Below are 18,363 nucleotides of genomic sequence, written 5' to 3' on the forward strand. Positions count from 1 at the left end.
CGTCAGACCACCTCGTCGGCCAGGTGGCCCGGCGCGGTGTCGAGGCCCTTGAGCTTGTCCAGGACCGTCTCGGCGGTGGGTTCGCGCAGCTCGTCGACGATGCGGCCGTCGGCGAGGAAGATGACCCGGTCGGCGTAGGAGGCCGCGTTCGGGTCGTGGGTCACCATGACGATCGTCTGGCCGAAGTCGCGCACCGAGTTGCGCAGGAACGCCAGCACCTCGGCGCCCGAGCGTGAGTCGAGGTTGCCGGTGGGCTCGTCGGCGAAGATGACCTCGGGCCGCGACACCAGGGCCCGGGCGCAGGCGACCCGCTGCTGCTGGCCGCCGGAGAGCTGGCTGGGCCGGTGCCCGAGGCGGTCGGAGAGCCCGACCGTCTTGATGACGGTGTCGTACCACGCGCGGTCCGGCTTGCGCCCCGCGATCGACAGCGGCAGGAGGATGTTCTCCTCGGCGGTCAGTGTCGGCAGCAGGTTGAACTGCTGGAAGATGAACCCGACCTTGGTCCGGCGCAGGTCGGTGAGCGCCTTGTCCGACATCCCCGTGAGGCGGGTGTCGCCGATGAGGATGTCCCCGCGCGTGACCGAGTCCAGCCCGGCGAGCGTGTGCATCAGCGTCGACTTGCCCGAGCCCGACGGCCCCATGATCGCGGTGAAGTGCCCGCGCTCGAGCTCGACGCTCACCCCGTGCAGCGCGATGACCTGAGCCTCGCCGCTGCCGTACACCTTCCACACGTCGACCGCGCGAGCGGCGATGCCGTTGCCGGTCGTGACGTTCGTGGTCACGCTCAGTCCCCTTAGTGAGGTGGTGCCCCTGTCCTGACCACCTCACGGTAGGACCGCGCCGGCCCGCTTCCCTCGTCCCCGAGAACGACCTCAGGAGCCGGGCCGGACCAGTCCCGTCTCGTACGCGAGGACGACGGCCTGCACCCGATCGCGGAGGCCCAGCTTCGTGAGCACGTGCCCGACATGCGTCTTGACGGTCGTCTCGCTCACGGACAGGGCCCGCGCGATCTCCGCGTTGGACAGGCCCTTGGCCAGCTGGACGAGCACCTCCCGCTCCCGGTCGGTGAGCACCCGCAGGTCGTGCGGCGGCTCGGCGGACGGGTCGGGCAGCGCGTCGGCGAACTTGGCGAGCAGCCGCTTGAGGATCCGCGGAGCGACGACGGCCTCGCCGGCGGCCACGGTACGGATGGCGATGACCAGGTCGTCGGCGGGAACGTCCTTGGCCAGGAACCCGCTGGCCCCGGCCCGCAGCGCCCCGACGACGTATTCGTCGAGGTCGAAGGTCGTGAGGATCAGCACCCGGACCGGCAGCTTGGCCTCGACGATGGCCCGGGTGGCCGCGACCCCGTCCATGCGCGGCATCCGGATGTCCATGAGCACCACGTCGGGCAGCAGCCGCCGGGCCAGCTCGACGGCCTCGACCCCGTCCCCGGCCTCGGCCACGATGTCGAGGCCGGGCTCCCCGCCCAGCACCATCCGGAACCCGGTCCGCAGCAGCGGCTGATCATCGGCCAGCAACAGCCGAATCGGTCGCGCCTGAGTCAACTCGCCAACTGCCTCTCTGCGGGTAGCTCGATCGGAATCCGTGCGTGCACACGATAGCCGCCGCCGGCCCGGGGCCCGGTGCGCAGCGTTCCGCCGTAGAGCATGACCCGCTCCCGCATCCCGAGCAGCCCGTGCCCGACGGCGGCGGAGCCGAGCTGCGGCCCGCGCCCGGTGTCGCAGATCTCCACGGTGGACTCGGTGGGCGTGAACGTGAGCCGGACCTCGACCGTGGCGGCGCCGGCGTGCTTGAGCGCGTTGGTGAGCGCCTCCTGGACGATGCGGTACAGCGTGAGCGAGACCCCGGGATCGAGCATCCCCGGCTCCCCGTCGACGCGCAGGACGGCCGGCAGCCCGGCCTCCCGGATCTGCTCGACCAGCCCTTCGATGCCGGCCAGCCCCGGCTGCGGCGCCAGCTCCCCGGCCGGCTCGGCCTCGGTGCGCAGCACGCTGAGCAGCCGCCGCATCTCCCGCAACGCGGTCCGCCCGGTCTCCTCGATGGTGGCCAGGGCCTCGTCGGCGGCACCGGGATCCCGGGAGAGCATCCGCCGGGACCCGGTGGCGAGCACCCCCATGACGCTGACGTGGTGCGCGACGACGTCGTGCAGCTCCCGGGCGATCCGCCGCCGCTCCTCGGCGACGGCCTTCTCGGTCAGCGCCTGCTGGGTGTTCTCGGCGGTCCGGGCCCGGTCCTCGAGCGCGGCGATGTAGGCCCGCCGGGTGGCGACGCTGCGCCCGACGCTGAAGCAGACGAGCGCGCTCATGACGTTGAAGATCAGGAAGATCTTGGCGTCCGGATAGAACGCGCTGGCCCCGGTCCGCCCGAACGCCAGGGCCAGCGTGATCCCGGGCACCCACATGGCGACGGCGGCGAGCACGGCCCGGCGAACGGGAAGGTACGCCGCGGCGGTGTAGGTGACGACGATGACCGCGAGCCCGCCGTCGACCAGGTCCAGCCGCCCGGCGACTGGCACCAGGACGTGCAGCGAGGTCCAGCCGATGGCGGCCCACAGCGCCCGCCGCCGGAGCGCGACGGCGACCATCCCGATGCCGTCGTAGACGAGCTGCGCGGGCAGGTCGACGACGCCGAACGCCCGCTGCGCGAGCGACTCGAACAGCGTGCTGATGCCCACCAGCACGAGGGCAAGCACGATGTCCTGGGCGAACGGGTCCCCACGACGCCCCAGAAACTCCCTGACCCGACCCACGCCATCGACGGTAGACGCCGCAGCTGCCGGGGGCTCCTCCTCAGGGATGAGACGCTCTCATCCGCAACGCCCCGCCGCCATCCCCGCGAGGCGGACCCGCCCGGCGACCGCCAATTGGAGCATCTCGATCAATTCGGTCATAGGCTCTGAAAGGGCGTGTAAGTTCGCATAGGCCGTAACAGCCCCAGATGAGATGCGGGCTCAGGGGATCAGCACGACCTTGCCGTGCGGGGCGCCCGAGAGGCTGAGCTCGGCGGCGGCGCGCCAGTCGTCGAGCGGGAAGGTGGCGGCGATGGGCAGCGTGAAGGCGCCGGCGGCCGCCCGGGCCGCGTAGTCGGGCAGGAAGCCGGACGACGGGAGGCCGCCGCCGGCCATGAGCTCGTCGATGTTCACGCGGGCGCCCTGCGTCCGCGCCTCGTCGTGGTTGCTGATGGTGACGACGTGCTTCGGGTCGCCCGCGATCTTGATGAGGTCGGCGATGGCACCGGCGTTGGGGCGCGAGGCGTCGAGGACGTGATCTACCGGCCCGTCGGCCAGTGCCCGCACGCGCTCCACCATTCCCGCGCCGTACGGCGTCACGGCCGCGCCGAACCTCTCGAGGTCGGGTGCGAACGTCGGCCCGGCGGTGGCGATCACCCGGGCTCCGCGGCTCAACGCGACCTGAACGGCCGCGAAGCCGACCATGCCGCCGGCGCCGTGGATCAGCGCGAGCTGACCAGGCCGTACGTCCATCAGCTCGAGGGTCCAGACCGCGGTCTGCAGCACCATCGGCAGCGTGGCCGCGTGCACCGCATCGAGCCCGGACGGGACGGGGAACCACAGGCTCAGGATCGCGAAGTCGGCCGCCCCGGCGCTCGGCTGCGCGGCGAAGTCCGACACCCCGAACACCAGGTCTCCGACCGTGACGCCGTCCACGCCGGCGCCGATCGCGTCGACCGTGCCGGCCACGTCGTAGCCGATGCCGCGGGGAAGTGCGCCCGGCATGAAGCCGCGGCAGAGCTCCCAGTCGGCGGGGTTCAGCCCGGTGGCGGCGACGCGGACGCGGATCCTGCCCTCGCCCGGGTCGGCGACCTCGGTCCGCTCCGCGAGCAGGACGTCCAGCGGCTCGCCGGTCGTGTGGAATCGGACGGCGCGCGACTCGACCGTGCTCATAGGTGCCCCCTCGATGTCAGTGACTGACGCTAACACGTTGTGTCAGTGACTGCCACTACGTGCGGTAGGCTGCCTCCATGCCGAGGAGTGGGAAGGAAGCACGAGAGCGGCTGGAGCACGCGGCGCTCAAGCTCTTCGCCGCGCGCGGGTTCGACGCGGTCACCACGGCCGAGATCGCGGCGCTCGCCGGCGTGACCGAGCGCACGTTCTTCCGGCACTTCCCGGACAAGCGCGAGGTGCTGTTCGATGGCGAGCGGCGGCTGACCGAGTGGGTGAGCGAGGCGCTCGCGTCGGTGCCGGCCGACGTCGCGCCGTGGCCCGCGATGCGCCGGACGGTCGACCGCATCGTCCCGCCGCTCGAGGCGAACCGGGAGGGTGGCGAGCGCCTGGCCGCCATCGCCGCCGCGACACCGGCCGTGCGGGAGCGCGCCGCCGCGAAGGAAGCCCACCTCGTCGGCCTGATCGCCGATCTGCTGATCGCTCGCGGCGTCGCCCCGGAGGAGGCCTCCCTCGTCGCGCGTACCTGCTGGGGTGTGCTCGCGCACGCCATCGGATCATGGCGAGCGGCCCCCGGCACGCCGCTGCAGCCGCACGTCGACCGCGCCTTCGACCTGCTCGAGGGCCTCCTGCCCGGGGCACCTGCCCCGTCCGCGCACCGGCGAGCTTCATCCGGACAGCCCCAGCCCAGTTCCTGAAACCACAGTGCCCGCAACGGGTCAGCCGCTCGTCGCAGCAGCCTCGGCCGGATGTGCGCCAGGACCTCGTCGTCAACGTCGCGGCCGGCCCTACGGAGGGCGGCCACGCCGAGGCCGTGGTGCTCGGTGGACCAGCGGACGGTCGCGTTGGTCGCGAGGGTGAGGCACCGCATCTGCGCCGTGGGTGCCGGTGGCGTGCGCGAAGGTCGGCAGATCGGCGGCCTTGGCGAACCGCCGGCCGGCCCGGCCCCGCGCCGCACGGCGAGGCGCCCGCCGGCGCGCACGGGGCAGCCGTCCCCGCGAGTCAGTCCCGCTCCACCACCACCGACCCCGAATCCGTGGCCCCGGCCGGAAACGCGGGCGGAGTCCCGCCGTAGGCCGGGCACAGCGCCTGATGCGCACACCACCCGCACAGCCGCGACGGCTTGGCCCGGAAGTCCTTCGCGGCCGTGGCCGCCGCGATCGCCTCCCACAGCGCCAGCAGCGTCCGCTCGAACCGCTCGAGATCGTCCGAGTCCGGGGCGAAGTCGCAGACCTCCCGGTCGCGCAGATACATCAGCCGCAGCACCCGCGGCACCACGCCCCGGGTGCGCCACAGCACGAGGGCGTAGAACTTGAGCTGGAACATCGCCCGGGCCTCGAACGCCTCCCGCGGCGCGCCGCCCGTCTTGTAGTCGACCACCCGGACGTCCCCGGCCGGCGACACGTCGAGCCGGTCGATGATCCCGCGGATGACGAGCCGCCCGTCGACCTGGGCCTCGACGTAGGCCTCGCGGTCGGCCGGCTCCAGCCGATTCGGGTCCTCGAGGGAGAAATACCCCCCGAGCAGCTCCCGGGCCTCCGCGAGGAACTCGTCCAGCGTCAGCGGGGAGCCGGCGAAGATCGACGCCAGCTCCGGCTCCTCCTCGACCAGCCGGGCCCACTGCGGCGCCGCGAGCTCGGCCGCGCGCTCGGGCGTGCGGTCCCCGGCCGGGCTGTCGAAGAGCACCTCCAGCACCGCGTGCACCAGGGTGCCGCGGGCCTGGTCGGCGGTCGGGCGCTCGGGCAGGCGGTCGATGCTGCGGAAGCGGTAGAGCAGGGGGCACGTCTTGAAGTCCGCGGCGCGCGACGGCGACAGGGTTGGCAGGGCGGAGGTAACGGGCACCGTCATGACCAAGAGGTTAAACGGGGGGTACGACAGAAAACGCGCCGCGAACCGCCGAACCCGTAGCATCGGGGGCAATGGACGAACACCGCACGGCATCCGCGCCGGCGACGCCGGCTGCCCGCCCGCAGCCCCGGGAGCGCGGATCGGGAATCCCGCTGGGCCGGATCGCCGGGGTGCCGGTCTCCCTCGCGCCGTCCTGGCTGCTGCTCGCGGCCCTGATCACGATCACCTATGGCCAGTACCTCTCGGCCCGCTCCGAGCGCCTCACCCCCACCACCGGCCTCGCGATCGGCTTCGGCTTCGTCGTCTGCCTGCTGGTCTCGGTGCTGCTGCACGAGCTGGGCCACGCGGTCACCAGCCGGCACAGCGGCATCGGTGTGCGGGGGATCACGCTGGAGATGCTGGGCGGCTACACCGAGATGGAGCGCGAGGCGCCCCGGCCGGGCGTGGAGCTGTACGTCTCCCTCTCCGGCCCCGCCGTCTCCCTCGTGCTCGGCCTGCTCGCGGCCGGCGCCGCCGCCGTCCTGCCCCCTGGCGGCATCCCCGAGACCTTCGCGTTCCAGCTGGCCCTGTCCAACATCGTCGTCGCCGTGTTCAACGCCCTGCCCGGGCTGCCCCTGGACGGCGGCCGGGCCCTGCAGGCGCTCGTGTGGAAGCTCACCGGCGACCCCAACACCGGCCGGCTCGTGGCCGGCTGGGTCGGCCGGCTGCTGGCCCTCGCGACCGCCGCCGTGGCCGTGCTCCTGCTGTTCTCGCCCCTCGTCAAGGGGTACTTCGGCGTCCTGTTCACCCTGCTGGTCGCGCTCACCATGTGGGTCGGCGCCGGCCAGGCGATCCGGCACGCGAAGGCGGTCGGCAACCTGCCCCCGTTCAGCGCCCGCGAGCTGGCCCGGCCGGTGGTGGCCCTCACCGCCTCGACCCCGCTGTCGGAGGCCGACCGGATCGCCGCGCTCAGCGAGCATGAGGAGCGCCGGCCGGTCGTCGCCGCCGTCGACTCGGCGGGCAGCCTGATCGGCTTCGTCCACGGCGCCTCGGCCCGGGCCGTGCCGGCCGAGCGGCGGCCCTGGGTGCCGCTCGGCGACGTGACCCGGCGCATCGACCGCGAGCACGTGCTCCCAGGCGATCTGCGGGGCGCCGAGCTGCTCACGGCGATCAGGGACGACCCGGGCGGCGACTACCTGGTGGTCACCGGGGAGGATGTGCACGGCGTCCTGCGCGGCGCCGAGCTCGTCTCCCTCGTGGCCCCCACCCGGAGGCCGCGCAGGCCGACCGTCCGGAGGAACAGCACGTGACCGTGGAAAGCCCCGCCCAGAACCCGTCCGCCGTCCGGAGGGGCCCCTTCGTCCCCGGCGACCGGGTCCAGCTCACCGACCCCAAGGGCCGGATGCACACCATCGTGCTGGAGCCGGGCAAGGAGTTCCACACCCACCGGGGGCGGCTCGCGCACGACGAGCTCATCGGCGCGCCCGACGGCAGCGTGGTGAGCTCGACCGGCGGCACCGCCTACCTCGCCCTGCGCCCGCTGCTGAGCGACTACGTGCTGTCGATGCCCCGTGGCGCTCAGGTGATCTACCCGAAGGACGCCGCCCAGATCGTGGCCATGGGCGACATCTTCCCGGGCGCCCGCGTGCTCGAGGCCGGGGCCGGCTCCGGCGCGCTGACCTGCTCGCTCCTGCGCGCCGTGGGGCCGGAGGGCCGCGTGACGTCCTACGAGATGCGCGAGGACTTCGCGGCGATCGCCCGGCGCAACGTCGAGGCCTTCCTCGGGCCGCAGCCCGGGTGGACCCTGCGGGTCGGTGACGTGGCCGGCTGCGAAGATGCCGGGTTTGATCGGATAATCCTGGACATGCTCACCCCGTGGGAGATCCTGCCGCTCGTGTCGCGGGCGCTGATCCCCGGCGGGGTGTTCATCGGCTATGTGGCGACCACGCCCCAATTGTCGGAGTTGGTGGAGGCCTTGCGCGAGGATGGTGGGTACACCGAACCTCGTGCATGGGAGAGTCTGGTGCGGGACTGGCACGCGGAGGGGCTGGCCGTGCGGCCGGACCACCGCATGATCGCGCACACGGCCTTCCTGGTCAGCGCCCGCAAGCTCGCGCCGGGCGTCACCGCGCCGCCGCGCCGGCGCAAGCCGAGCAAGGGTGCCGAGGCGTACGCGGCACGGCGGTTGGCGGCCGCCGCGGCCGCACGGGCAGACGAGGAGGCCGAAGCGCATGAGCCGACCGAGCTTCAGTGACCTACCCGCGGTCTTTCCCGACTGGTCGCCGTATCCGGACCTGGAGTCGGCGGCCCGGGCATACCTGCGCGATCCGGACATCGCGCTCGACGCCATGGCCGGCGTCCTGCGCGGCCAGAGCGTGCTCGGATTCACGCTGGAGCGCTTCGTCAACGACGTGAACGGGGTCTGGCAGGAGGTCGTCGTCTGCGACGGCAACCGGCTGATCCTCTGGCACGGCGAGGACATCCCTCCGGAGGAGGCGCCGCCGGGCTCGATGACCTCGTCGCTGCGGGTGGTGGCCCTGTCCGCGGTGACCGAGGTCGGCTGCCGGCGGCGCATCAGCCGCAACCCCAACGGCACGCACCGCGTCGACAGCGTGGACGTGTATCTGCTGCTCACGTCGCTGGACGAGGCCAACGTGGCGGCCGAGGAGGCCGGTTCGGTCATCCGGCACGACGCGCTGCGCTTCGGCAAGACCCTCGACGACGGCGGCGCGGGTCAGATCGCCCGCCTGGAGGAGTTCGCGCGCCTGGTCAGCTCGCTGGTCGGCAAGCCGATGCTGTAACGCATTTCATTCACGTTCATTCATGGCCCGGACCGCGTCACCTGCGGACCGTTGCTCCCGCGCGACTCGGGGCGGGGCCCAGCTGCGCTGGCCCGGCCCCTGCGACTCCGCGGTGCCAAGAGCAGAACCGCAGCTCAGCCCTCGGATTCGGGACCCGCGACGGGCGCGTCGTCGGCCGCGCGCCGCACGTGGATGCACTCGCCCGGGCACTTCTTGGCCGCGTCGATCACCTCGAGCCGCAGGTGGGCGGGCACGCCGACCCGGCTGCCGGGCGCCAGCAGCAGCTCGCCGTCGGCGCCCTTGACGTAGGCCAGGCCGTCGACGTCGAACTCGAAGACTTCCGGGGCATACTGCACGCACAGCCCGTCGCCGGTGCACAGGTCCTGGTCGACCCAAACCTGCAGCTCGTCCTGGGTGGTCTCCACGCTCACCGGCCTGACGCTACCCGACCCCGGCGAAACCGTGCACGGGGCCGTGACACACGCCGCAGAGGGCCGGAAAGGGTACTGGATAGGGCCCTTCGCGCATCCCGGATTTGTAAACACCCTGTGGCGCACGTGTTCGAGGGGGACTGAACCGCCGATCAGCAGTTAGTGTTAGAGCACAACGTTCAAAGCCCCCGGGGAGGTGGGACGTGGCACGCAGCGACGACGCGGAGACGCGCGCCGCACGATGGGAGAAGGACGCCCACGATCTCTCCACGCAGGTCGCGTTTCTTCAGGAGGAACTCGCCCTGGTGCGGCGCAAGCTGACGGAGACCCCGCGACACGTGCGACAGCTCGAGGAGCGGCTCGCCGCAGCGCAGGCGCAGATTGCCCGGCTGACCGAAAACAACGAGCGGCTCGTGGCCACCCTCAAGGAGGCCCGAGCCCAGATCGTGACGCTGAAGGAGGAGGTTGACCGCCTGGCACAGCCGCCGAGCGGTTATGGCGTCTTCCTCGCCCGCCACGACGACGGCACCGTCGACGTGTTCACCGGCGGGCGCAAGCTGCGCGTGGCAGTCTCCCCGGCCATCGAGGTCGAGGAGCTGCGCCGAGGCCAGGAGGTCCTGCTCAACGACGCCCTGAACATCGTCGACGCGCTCGGGTTCGAGCGAGCCGGCGAGGTCGTCATGTTGAAGGAGGTCCTTGAGGGTGGTGACCGGGCCCTCGTCGTCTCGCACGCCGACGAGGAACGGATCGTCCACCTGGCGCACACCATCGCCGACGCGCCGCTGCGCGCCGGTGACTCGCTCATGATCGAGCCGCGGTCGGCCTACGCCTACGAGCGGATCCCGAAGAGTGAGGTCGAGGAGCTCGTCCTGGAGGAGGTGCCCGACGTCGACTACCACGACATCGGCGGACTCTCCTCGCAGATCGAGATGATCCGCGACGCGGTGGAGCTGCCCTTCCTGCACGCCGAGCTGTTCCGGGAGCACAAGCTGCGCCCGCCGAAGGGCGTGCTGCTCTACGGGCCGCCCGGCTGCGGCAAGACCCTCATCGCCAAGGCGGTGGCCAACTCGCTGGCGAAGAAGATCGCCGAGCGGCGCGGCGAGGAGCGGCAGACCAGCTACTTCCTCAACATCAAGGGTCCCGAGCTGCTCAACAAGTACGTCGGCGAGACCGAGCGGCACATCCGGCTCATCTTCCAGCGCGCTCGGGAGAAGGCCGGCGAGGGCACGCCCGTCATCGTGTTCTTCGACGAGATGGACTCCGTGTTCCGCACCCGCGGTTCCGGTGTCTCCTCCGACGTGGAGAACACGATCGTCCCCCAGCTGCTCAGCGAGATCGACGGCGTGGAGGGCCTGGAGAACGTCATCGTCATCGGCGCATCCAACCGGGAAGACATGATCGACCCGGCCATCCTGCGCCCCGGCCGGCTCGACGTGAAGATCAAGATCGAGCGGCCGGACGCCGAGGCGGCGAAGGACATCTTCTCGAAGTACATCCTGACCGACGTGCCGCTGCACAGCGACGACGTCAGCGAGCACGGTGGCTCGCCCGACGCGACGGTGGCGGCCATGATCGACGCGGTCGTGCTGCGGATGTACTCCGAGACCGAGGAGAACCGCTTCCTCGAGGTGACCTACGCCAACGGCGACAAGGAGGTCCTGTACTTCAAGGACTTCAACTCCGGCGCGATGATCCAGAACATCGTCGACCGGGCCAAGAAGATGGCGATCAAGGACTTCCTCTCCAACGGGCAGAAGGGTGTTCGCCTGCAGCACCTGCTCGACTCGTGTGTCGACGAGTTCCGGGAGAACGAGGACCTGCCCAACACCACCAACCCCGACGACTGGGCCCGCATCTCCGGCAAGAAGGGTGAGCGGATCGTCTACATCCGCACGCTCGTCTCCGGCGGCAAGGGCGCCGAGGCCGGCCGCTCCATCGAGACGGCCACCAACACCGGCCAATACCTGTAAACGGTGATCCATCTATGAGCGGGCGGTGACCAAGAGGTCACCGCCCGCTTAAGCTTGCTGGCAAGCTGGCCCGTCCGAGTGGGCCGGGTCGCCGACGATACGACTAGGGTTGTCTCATGAGTGTGCGGCGCGTGATGGGCACCGAGGTCGAGTACGGCGTGTCCGTGCCCGGCCAGCCGGGTGCGAACCCGATGGTCACGTCCTCCCAGGTGGTCAACGCCTACGGGGCGCGGCCCGAGCTCTCCAAGAACGGCCGGGCCCGGTGGGACTACGAGGAGGAGTCGCCGCTGCGCGACGCCCGCGGGTTCACCTATTCGGGTGCTCTTTACGATCCCGCGGAGGCGCTCGCGGACGAGGACCTCGGCCTCGCGAACGTGATACTGACCAACGGCGCGCGGCTCTACGTGGACCACGCCCACCCGGAGTACTCTACGCCCGAGGTGACCAACCCCCGCGACATCGTGCTGTGGGACAAGGCCGGCGAGCGGGTGATGGCCGAGGCCTCCCGGCGCGCCGCCACCATCCCGGGCACGCTGCCGATCCACCTGTACAAGAACAACACCGACAACAAGGGCGCCAGCTACGGCGCGCACGAGAACTACCTCATGCGCCGGCAGACGCCCTTCGCCGACATCGTCACGCACCTCACGCCGTTCTTCGTCACGCGGCAGATCGTGTGCGGCGCCGGGCGGGTCGGCATCGGGCAGGACGGCACCGGCCCCGGCTTCCAGATCTCCCAGCGCGCCGACTTCTTCGAGGTCGAGGTCGGCCTGGAGACCACGCTGAAGCGGCCCATCATCAACACGCGCGACGAGCCGCACGCCGACGCGGACAAGTACCGCCGCCTGCACGTGATCATCGGTGACGCGAACCTGTCGGAGATCTCGACGTACCTGAAGGTCGGCACCACGTCGCTGATCCTCGCCATGATCGAGGAGAAGGTGCTCTCGGCCGACCTGGGCATCGCCGACCCCGTCACCGAGCTCAAGTCGGTCAGCCACGACCCGTCGCTCAAGCACCTCATCCGCATGCGCGACGGCCGCCGGCTCACCGCCCTGGACATCCAGTGGGCCTTCTACGAGCGGGCCCGCGCGTTCGTCGAGGGCCGCGAGGGCGACGACGCCGACGAGATCACCCTCGACGTGCTCGACCGCTGGGAGGACGCGCTGGACAAGCTCGGGCGCGACCCGATGCTGTGCGCCGGCGAGCTCGACTGGGTGGCCAAGCTGCGGCTGCTGGAGGGCTACCGCGAGCGCGAGTCGCTCGGCTGGAGCTCGCACAAGCTGCAGCTCGTCGACCTGCAGTATTCCGACGTCCGCCCGGAGAAGGGCCTCTACCAGCGCCTGGTCGCCCGCGGCTCGATGACGACGCTGTTCACCGAGGAAGAGGTCCAGCGCGCGATCGTCGAGCCGCCGGACGACACCCGGGCCTACTTCCGCGGCCGCTGCCTCGCCAAATACCCCGCCGAGGTGGTGGCGGCCAGCTGGGACTCCGTCATTTTCGACGTGGGCCGTGAGTCGCTCGTCCGGGTGCCGATGATGGAGCCCGAGCGGGGGACCAAGAAACATGTCGGCGCGTTGTTCGACAAATGCCCGAGCGCCAAGGATCTGCTCGAAGCGATCACTTCCGGGTAAGTTCGATGCAGCGGTTCGTTTGGTGGTCCCCCCGAGGAGGATGAGTCATGGCTACGAGGGATACGGGCGGGCAGTCTCAGTCCGGCAAGTCGCGTCGCGACGAGGAAGAGGACGTCGCCGCGCCTGAGGTGAACCCGGAGACAGCCGAACGGGTCGAGCAGCTCGGCGAGGACGTCGACGACCTTCTCGACGAGATCGACTCCGTGCTCGAGGAGAACGCCGAAGAGTTCGTCCGCGGATACGTGCAAAAGGGCGGCGAGTAGCCGCACACGAGCCCGCCCGCCCGGAACCCCGGGCGGGCGGCGCCCGTTGCGGGGCGCGCTCGTCCGGCTCGCGGCCACGCTGCCGGATCGCTCGGAGGCCTCGGACGCCCGGCTCAACAGCTCGGGCTCGTCGCTCGGGCGGCGGGACGGAGCGGCCCTGACGTGCCCGGGCAGGGGAGCGGTCCGCACGACGCACCGCCTGTTCGCCCACAGCGTTGTGGCGCCGCGCGATCCGGCCGTGCCGCGGCGTATTGTTGGCCCACCACAGTCGATCACCAGCAACCAAGGAGGGGCTCCGTTGCCGTCGGGTCTTGACCACTCAGGGCGCCCGCCCGCAGCGTTCCACGCCGCCGGGAGCTCGTCCTTCACCGAGTTCCTGTCGCACGTGGCGCCGGAGATGCTCCCCGGCCGGCGTCCGCTGCCGCCGGGCATGGCGGCCGACGTGAGCGCCCACGCGACGACGATCGTCGCGATCGCGTGCTCCGACGGCGTGCTCATGGGCGGCGACCGGCGCGCGACGATGGGCAACCTCATCGCCCAGCGCGACATCGAGAAGGTCTTCGCCGCCGACGCCTACTCGCTGGTCGGCATGGCCGGCACGGCGGGCTTCGGCCTCGAGATGATCCGGCTGTTCCAGGTCGAGCTGGAGCACTACGAGAAGATCGAGAGCAGCATGCTCTCGCTGGAGGGCAAGGCCAACCGCCTGGCCAGCATGGTGCGCAACAACCTCGGCGCCGCGATGCAGGGCCTGGCCGTGGTGCCGCTCTTCGCCGGGTTCGACGTGGACGCCAAGAGCGTCGACAAGGCCGGGCGCATCTTCAGCTTCGACGTCGCCGGCGGCGTCTACGAGGAGCGCGGCTACGACTCGATCGGCTCCGGCTCGCTGTTCGCCAAGTCGTCGCTCAAGAAGCGCTACCGGCCCGGCGTGACGACCGACGAGGCCGTGAAGCTGGCCATCGAGGCGCTCTACGACGCCGCGGACGACGACACCGCGACCGGCGGCCCCGACCTCCTGCGCAACATCTTCCCGGTGATCATGACCGCGACGGTCGAGGGCACCCGCCGCCTCGGCGACGACGAGACCCGCGCCGCCGCCGAGCAGATCATCGCCGAGCGCTCCGAGAACCCGGGGGTCTAGCCGGCACCGACTCGGGCCGCCCCTCACCGGCCCGAGTCACCCACCGGCCCGGCCCCAGCCACCCAAAGCCCGAGCCACCCGAAGGCCCGAGTCGCCGAGCGGCCCGATCCACCCAAAGCCCGATCCACTCAAAAGCCCGAGTCACCCAGAAGCTCGAGTCACCCACCGGCCCGAACGCCCACCAACCAGCCGAAGGAGAACCCGCCACCGTGGCCATGCAGTTCTACGCCTCGCCCGAGCAGATCATGCGGGACCGCTCGGAGTACGCGCGCAAGGGCATCGCTCGTGGCCGCAGCGTCATGGTGCTCAGCTACGAGGGCGGCGTGCTGTTCGTGGCCGAGAACCTCTCGACCGCGCTGCACAAGGTCAGCGAGATCTACGACCGCATCGGGTTCGCCGCCGTCGGCCGCTACCCGGAGTTCGAGGCCCTGCGCTCCGCCGGAGTGCGCCTGGCCGACCTGCACGGCTACTCCTACGCCCGCGGCGACGTGACCGGCCGGCAGATCGCCAACTTCTACGCCCGCAACCTCGGCGCGATCTTCACCCAGGAGCAGAAGCCCTACGAGGTGGAGATCTGCGTCGCCGAGGCGGGCGCCACCGCCGAGGACGACGAGCTCTACCGGATCACCTACGACGGCTCCGTCCAGGACGAGCAGGGCATGGTGACCATGGGCGGGCAGTCGGACGCCATCGCCACCGCGGTGAAAAGCCGCCTGCGGCCCGACCAGACGCTCGCTGAGGCCCTGCGGCTGGCGGTCGAGGGTCTGGGCAGCGTCGGCGGCGAGGGCGGCCAGCCGCGCAAGCTGGCCGCCAATCAGCTCGAGGTCGCGGTGCTGGACCGCAACCGTCCGGGCCGCACCTTCCGCCGGCTCACCGGCCTGGCGCTGACCGCCATCCTCGAGGACACCTCGGCCGGCAGCCAGGACGTCGAGGAGGGCCTGGAGGACAAGCCGCAGCCGCCGGCGTCTCCGAGCACGCCCGCCGACAACGCGTCGGGCGGCCCGGCCCCGAGCCCCGACGAGCCCGGCGAGCTGGCGACCCCCGACGACGAGGACAAGAAGAAGCCCGAAGCCGAATAGCCGGACCCGACGCGTTCACGGACGGGGCCACCTCGGCCCCGGCCCGTCGCCGGAACGCCGGCGACGGCCCGGCCGGGCGCAGGGCTGGGTCGCGGGAACGCGCAGCGTCCCTGGGCCGGCGCCGGAACGCCGGAGGACGGCAACGGCCCCGCCCGCCGAACCGGAGCGACCAGGCCGGACGCCGGACGCCATCGGTGGCGAAGCACCCCAGACGGGGCAACCACGCACCAGCTCCACCCGGAAGCACGAAACGCGCGGCAGCCGCACGCGACACGCCAAGGGCCGGTCACCCGGAGCGGGAGACCGGCCCTGCACGTCGTGCGAGGTCAGGCGCGGATCATCGCGAGGAGCAGCACGACAAACGCGCGCCCCAGGTAGATCGTGGCCTTCACGGGCGAATTGCTCGGCGTGCCCGCCATCCGCGGCCGCATCGCGACCGGGATCTGCGTGATCTTGTAGCCGTTGCGCGCCAGCCGCACCAGGACCTCGATCGTGTCGCCGAGGTACTCCGCCGGATACCAGTGCGCGAAGAACTCGATCGTGCGCCGGTTGCACGCGCGGTGCCCGGACGTCGTGTCGGTCAGGCGCGTGCGGGACAGCTTCGACAGCACCGACGACAGCATCTTCATCGCCCACTTGCGAGGGCCCTTGACGCTGTAGCCGCCCTCGCCCGCGAACCGGGCGCCGATCACCAGATCGTGCTCGTCCAGCGCGTCGACGAGCTTCGGGATGTACCGCGGATCGTGCTGCCCGTCCGCGTCCACCTGGATCGCCACGTCGTAGCCGTGGTCGCGGGCGTAGCGGTACCCGGTGCGCATCGCCCCGCCGACGCCCAGGTTGAACGGCAGCTTCGCGACGATCGCCCCGGCCTCGGCCGCCTTGATCGCGGTGTCGTCGCCGGAGCCGTCGTCGACCACGATGATGTCGACCGACGGCAGCTCGCCGCGCACCTCCCGCACGACGTCGGCGATCGACCCCGACTCGTTCCACGCCGGGATGATGATCAGGACCTTCTTACCGTTGATCATCGAAACCCGCTTCCTGAGCGCTGATCGCTTCGTGCGGGATCTCGTCCTGGGGGCGGGGCCGGCCCAGCTCGCTGCGCAGCAGGGCCAGGTCCTCGGCCAGCGTGCGGGTCTCCTCCTCCAGCCGGCTGACCTCCCAGCTCAGGTGCACCGTCACCAGCAGCAGGAACACGATGCCGAGGAACAGCACCAGGCTCACGCCGGACGCGATGCCCAGCAGCTTCGCCGTGCGGTCGGTGATGAACGGGAAGAACGCCAGCGGCAGCATCACGACGCTGACGACCAGCCAGAGGATCGCGTACTTCTCCTGCAGCTGCCGCCGCCGCAGCAGCTCCACCATGAAGGCGAGCACCGCGAGCGCGGTCAGGCCGGTGACGATCGTGAGCTTCACCGGGCAACTCCGGGCATCATGTCCTGCAGCATGGCACGCCAGTCCCGCATCGGCGGCATCCCGGCCGCCGACCAGCGTTCGTGCCCGAGCACGCTGAACGCGGGCCGCTTCGCCGGGCGCACGAACGCCGCGCTGGTGGTGTGGCGCACCCGGGCCGGGTCGTGCCCGGCCAGCTCGAACGTGGCCGCCGCCAGCCCGTGCCACGACGTGCGGCCGCTCGCGGTGCCGTGGTAGACACCGGCGGGGGCGTCCGCGTCCGCCAGCGCCACCAGGCGCTCGGCCAGGTCACGCGCCCACGTCGGCTGCCCGACCTGGTCGTCGATGACGTCGACGAACTCGCGCTCGGCGGCCAGGCGCAGCATGGTCAGCACGAAGTTGCGGCCGGTCGTGCCGTAGAGCCAGGCGGTGCGCACGACGTACCCGGACTCGGGCAGCGTGTCGAGCACGGCCCGCTCGCCCACGAGCTTGCTGCGGCCGTACGCGTTGATCGGGCCGGTCGCGGCGTCCTCGGCGTAGGGCTCGGTGGCGTCGCCCGGGAACACGTAGTCGGTGGAGACGTGCACCAGCCGCGCCCCGGTCGCGGCGCACGCGGCGGCCAGGGCGGCCACGCCGGCGCCGTTGACCGCGGTCGCGGCGGCCTCGTCGGCCTCGGCGCCGTCGACGTCCGTCCAGGCCGCGGCGTTGATGACCACGTCGTGGCCTTCGACGAGCGAGCGCACCTTCGCGGCGTCCGTGATGTCCAGTTCCGCCCGGGTCGCGGCGGTCACGTCCCGGCCGTCGAGCACGGCCAGCAGGTCGCGGCCGAGCATGCCGCCCGCGCCCGTGACAAGGAACCGGGTCGCGCGTCCTCCGCTTCGCTGCGGACCGGTCATGAGGACAGCGCCGCCCGGGCCTTGAGCGGCTCCCACCAGGCGCGGTTGTCCTGATACCAGGCCACCGTCTCGGCGATGCCCTGCTCGAACGTGACCTGCGGGGCGTAGCCGAGCTCGTTGCTGATCTTGTCGTGGCTCAGCGAGTACCGCCGGTCATGGCCCTTGCGATCCTCGACGTAGCGCACGGCGGAGTCCCAGTCCCGTCCGGTGGCGGCCAGCAGGACCTCGGTCAGCTCGCGGTTGGTCAGCTCGCGGCCGCCGCCGATGTTGTAGACCTCGCCGGGCCGGCCCTTCTCGAGCGCGAGCTGGATGCCCGCACAGTGATCGGACACGTGCAGCCAGTCGCGGATGTTGCCGCCGTCGCCGTAGAGCGGGACGGTCCCGCCGTCGATGAGATTGGTGACGAAGAGCGGAATCACCTTTTCGGGGAACTGGTAGTGGCCGTAGTTGTTCGAGCACCGGGTGACCACCACCTCCATCCCGTGGGTGCGGTGGTAGGCCAGCGCCAGCAGGTCCGAGCCGGCCTTCGAGGCGGAGTACGGCGAGTTCGGCGCGAGCGGCCACTCCTCGGTCCAGGAGCCCTCCTGGATGGAGCCGTACACCTCGTCGGTCGACACGTGCAGGAACCGCCCGACCCCGGCCGCGCGGGCCGCGTCGAGCAGCACCTGGGTGCCCAGCACATTCGTGGTCACGAACGGCCCGGCGCCGAGGATGGAGCGGTCGACGTGCGACTCCGCCGCGAAGTGCACGACCGCGTCGTGCCCGGGCATGAGCTCGCCGACGAGCGTCGCGTCGCAGATGTCGCCCTCCACGAACGTGAGCGCGGAGTCGCCTTCGACCGGGGCGAGGTTCTCCCGGTTCCCCGAATAGGTGAGCTTGTCGAGGACGGTCACGGCCGCGCCCGCGTACGCGGGATACCCGCCGCTGAGCAGGGTGCGCACGTAATGCGAGCCGATGAAACCGGCACCGCCGGTGACGAGGATTCTCACGGGTTCGAGAGTCTAGTGGAACGCCGCTGCTGCGCCGGTCGA

At 71.4% G+C, this 18,363-nt stretch carries 19 protein-coding genes; 9 read left to right on the forward strand and 10 right to left on the reverse strand.

Annotation, left to right across the window (positions count from 1 at the left end):
* Positions 1-2: 2 nt before the first annotated feature.
* The 4 genes from ACQP2P_RS16815 to ACQP2P_RS16830 form a co-directional block, all read right to left on the reverse strand.
* Positions 3-782: an ABC transporter ATP-binding protein gene (locus tag ACQP2P_RS16815; protein WP_433617116.1), complete on the reverse strand. Its 780-nt coding sequence runs from the start codon at positions 780-782 to the stop codon at positions 3-5.
* 90 nt (positions 783-872) lie between these two features.
* A complete protein-coding gene (locus tag ACQP2P_RS16820; RefSeq protein ID WP_433619157.1) occupies positions 873-1,478 on the reverse strand; it encodes a LuxR C-terminal-related transcriptional regulator in 606 nt (201 codons plus the stop codon).
* A 65-nt stretch (positions 1,479-1,543) separates the two neighbouring features.
* Positions 1,544-2,752, reverse strand: a complete 1,209-nt coding sequence (locus tag ACQP2P_RS16825; protein WP_433617118.1) for a sensor histidine kinase — start codon at positions 2,750-2,752, stop codon at positions 1,544-1,546.
* A 201-nt stretch (positions 2,753-2,953) separates the two neighbouring features.
* Entirely contained in the window at positions 2,954-3,904 is a 951-nt protein-coding gene (locus ACQP2P_RS16830) for an NADP-dependent oxidoreductase (RefSeq protein WP_433617120.1), read from the reverse strand.
* Positions 3,905-3,981: 77 nt separating this feature from the next.
* Between ACQP2P_RS16830 and ACQP2P_RS16835 the strand changes: the two genes are divergently transcribed.
* On the forward strand, positions 3,982-4,599 hold the full coding sequence (locus ACQP2P_RS16835) for a TetR/AcrR family transcriptional regulator (protein ID WP_433617122.1): 618 nt from the start codon (positions 3,982-3,984) through the stop codon (positions 4,597-4,599).
* A 304-nt stretch (positions 4,600-4,903) separates the two neighbouring features.
* On the opposite strand, the gene ACQP2P_RS16840 is transcribed toward ACQP2P_RS16835, so the two are convergent.
* Entirely contained in the window at positions 4,904-5,749 is an 846-nt protein-coding gene (locus ACQP2P_RS16840; RefSeq protein ID WP_433076487.1) for a RecB family exonuclease, read from the reverse strand.
* Between the two features lie 71 nt (positions 5,750-5,820).
* On the opposite strand from ACQP2P_RS16840, the gene ACQP2P_RS16845 reads away from it, so the two are divergent.
* The 3 genes from ACQP2P_RS16845 to ACQP2P_RS16855 are packed head-to-tail and all read left to right on the forward strand — an operon-like array spanning position 5,821 to position 8,529.
* Positions 5,821-7,038 carry a site-2 protease family protein gene (locus ACQP2P_RS16845; protein WP_433617124.1) on the forward strand — a complete coding sequence of 406 codons (1,218 nt, stop codon included), beginning with the start codon at positions 5,821-5,823 and terminating at the stop codon, positions 7,036-7,038.
* Positions 7,035-7,982: a tRNA (adenine-N1)-methyltransferase gene (locus ACQP2P_RS16850; protein WP_433617126.1), complete on the forward strand. Its 948-nt coding sequence runs from the start codon at positions 7,035-7,037 to the stop codon at positions 7,980-7,982. The genes ACQP2P_RS16845 and ACQP2P_RS16850 overlap by 4 nt, the downstream gene beginning before the upstream one ends.
* A complete protein-coding gene (locus tag ACQP2P_RS16855) occupies positions 7,960-8,529 on the forward strand; it encodes a hypothetical protein (RefSeq protein ID WP_223094089.1) in 570 nt (189 codons plus the stop codon). The genes ACQP2P_RS16850 and ACQP2P_RS16855 overlap by 23 nt, the downstream gene beginning before the upstream one ends.
* 134 nt (positions 8,530-8,663) lie before the next feature.
* Here ACQP2P_RS16855 and ACQP2P_RS16860 read toward each other — a convergent pair whose 3' ends face one another.
* A complete protein-coding gene (locus ACQP2P_RS16860; protein WP_433619159.1) occupies positions 8,664-8,954 on the reverse strand; it encodes a ferredoxin in 291 nt (96 codons plus the stop codon).
* A 209-nt stretch (positions 8,955-9,163) separates the two neighbouring features.
* Between ACQP2P_RS16860 and arc the strand changes: the two genes are divergently transcribed.
* The 5 genes from arc (at position 9,164) to prcA (ending at position 15,044) form a co-directional block, all read left to right on the forward strand.
* Positions 9,164-10,930, forward strand: coding sequence for a proteasome ATPase (arc, locus tag ACQP2P_RS16865; protein WP_350613321.1), 1,767 nt, complete (start codon positions 9,164-9,166; stop codon positions 10,928-10,930).
* Positions 10,931-11,046: 116 nt separating this feature from the next.
* Entirely contained in the window at positions 11,047-12,564 is a 1,518-nt protein-coding gene (gene dop / locus ACQP2P_RS16870) for a depupylase/deamidase Dop (RefSeq protein ID WP_433617129.1), read from the forward strand.
* A 47-nt stretch (positions 12,565-12,611) separates the two neighbouring features.
* Complete coding sequence (locus ACQP2P_RS16875; RefSeq protein ID WP_345129507.1) at positions 12,612-12,827, forward strand: ubiquitin-like protein Pup; 216 nt, start codon at positions 12,612-12,614, stop codon at positions 12,825-12,827.
* Between the two features lie 298 nt (positions 12,828-13,125).
* Positions 13,126-13,965 (forward strand): proteasome subunit beta, encoded by an 840-nt coding sequence (gene prcB, locus ACQP2P_RS16880; RefSeq protein ID WP_433617131.1) that lies wholly within the window; start codon positions 13,126-13,128, stop codon positions 13,963-13,965.
* A gap of 209 nt (positions 13,966-14,174) precedes the next feature.
* Positions 14,175-15,044: a proteasome subunit alpha gene (gene prcA, locus ACQP2P_RS16885; RefSeq protein WP_433617132.1), complete on the forward strand. Its 870-nt coding sequence runs from the start codon at positions 14,175-14,177 to the stop codon at positions 15,042-15,044.
* 326 nt (positions 15,045-15,370) lie between these two features.
* On the opposite strand, the gene ACQP2P_RS16890 is transcribed toward prcA, so the two are convergent.
* Genes ACQP2P_RS16890 through rfbB form a run of 4 tightly spaced genes read right to left on the reverse strand, consistent with a single transcriptional unit; the run spans position 15,371 to position 18,321 of the window.
* Complete coding sequence (locus ACQP2P_RS16890; protein WP_433617134.1) at positions 15,371-16,072, reverse strand: glycosyltransferase family 2 protein; 702 nt, start codon at positions 16,070-16,072, stop codon at positions 15,371-15,373.
* On the reverse strand, positions 16,059-16,460 hold the full coding sequence (locus ACQP2P_RS16895; RefSeq protein ID WP_433617136.1) for a DUF2304 domain-containing protein: 402 nt from the start codon (positions 16,458-16,460) through the stop codon (positions 16,059-16,061). The genes ACQP2P_RS16890 and ACQP2P_RS16895 overlap by 14 nt, the downstream gene beginning before the upstream one ends.
* A complete protein-coding gene (gene rfbD, locus ACQP2P_RS16900) occupies positions 16,457-17,332 on the reverse strand; it encodes a dTDP-4-dehydrorhamnose reductase (RefSeq protein ID WP_433617138.1) in 876 nt (291 codons plus the stop codon). The genes ACQP2P_RS16895 and rfbD overlap by 4 nt, the downstream gene beginning before the upstream one ends.
* A complete protein-coding gene (gene rfbB, locus ACQP2P_RS16905; RefSeq protein ID WP_433617140.1) occupies positions 17,329-18,321 on the reverse strand; it encodes a dTDP-glucose 4,6-dehydratase in 993 nt (330 codons plus the stop codon). Before rfbB ends, rfbD begins: the two co-directional genes overlap by 4 nt.
* Between the last annotated feature and the right edge of the window lie 42 nt (positions 18,322-18,363).

This window comes from Dactylosporangium sp. CA-139114, assembly GCF_050955725.1.
Lineage (GTDB): Bacteria > Actinomycetota > Actinomycetes > Mycobacteriales > Micromonosporaceae > Dactylosporangium.

What these genes read in the sequence shown, in the direction of transcription:
- ACQP2P_RS16820 (WP_433619157.1), bottom strand. Translation starts at nt 1,478, where the DNA reads ATGGTGCTGGGCGGGGAGCCCGGCCTCGACATCGTGGCCGAGGCCGGG.
- ACQP2P_RS16830 (WP_433617120.1), bottom strand. Translation starts at nt 3,904, where the DNA reads ATGAGCACGGTCGAGTCGCGCGCCGTCCGATTCCACACGACCGGCGAG.
- ACQP2P_RS16835 (WP_433617122.1), top strand. Translation starts at nt 3,982, where the DNA reads ATGCCGAGGAGTGGGAAGGAAGCACGAGAGCGGCTGGAGCACGCGGCG.
- ACQP2P_RS16840 (WP_433076487.1), bottom strand. Translation starts at nt 5,749, where the DNA reads ATGACGGTGCCCGTTACCTCCGCCCTGCCAACCCTGTCGCCGTCGCGC.
- ACQP2P_RS16845 (WP_433617124.1), top strand. Translation starts at nt 5,821, where the DNA reads ATGGACGAACACCGCACGGCATCCGCGCCGGCGACGCCGGCTGCCCGC.
- ACQP2P_RS16855 (WP_223094089.1), top strand. Translation starts at nt 7,960, where the DNA reads ATGAGCCGACCGAGCTTCAGTGACCTACCCGCGGTCTTTCCCGACTGG.
- dop (WP_433617129.1), top strand. Translation starts at nt 11,047, where the DNA reads ATGAGTGTGCGGCGCGTGATGGGCACCGAGGTCGAGTACGGCGTGTCC.
- ACQP2P_RS16875 (WP_345129507.1), top strand. Translation starts at nt 12,612, where the DNA reads ATGGCTACGAGGGATACGGGCGGGCAGTCTCAGTCCGGCAAGTCGCGT.
- ACQP2P_RS16890 (WP_433617134.1), bottom strand. Translation starts at nt 16,072, where the DNA reads ATGATCAACGGTAAGAAGGTCCTGATCATCATCCCGGCGTGGAACGAG.
- rfbD (WP_433617138.1), bottom strand. Translation starts at nt 17,332, where the DNA reads ATGACCGGTCCGCAGCGAAGCGGAGGACGCGCGACCCGGTTCCTTGTC.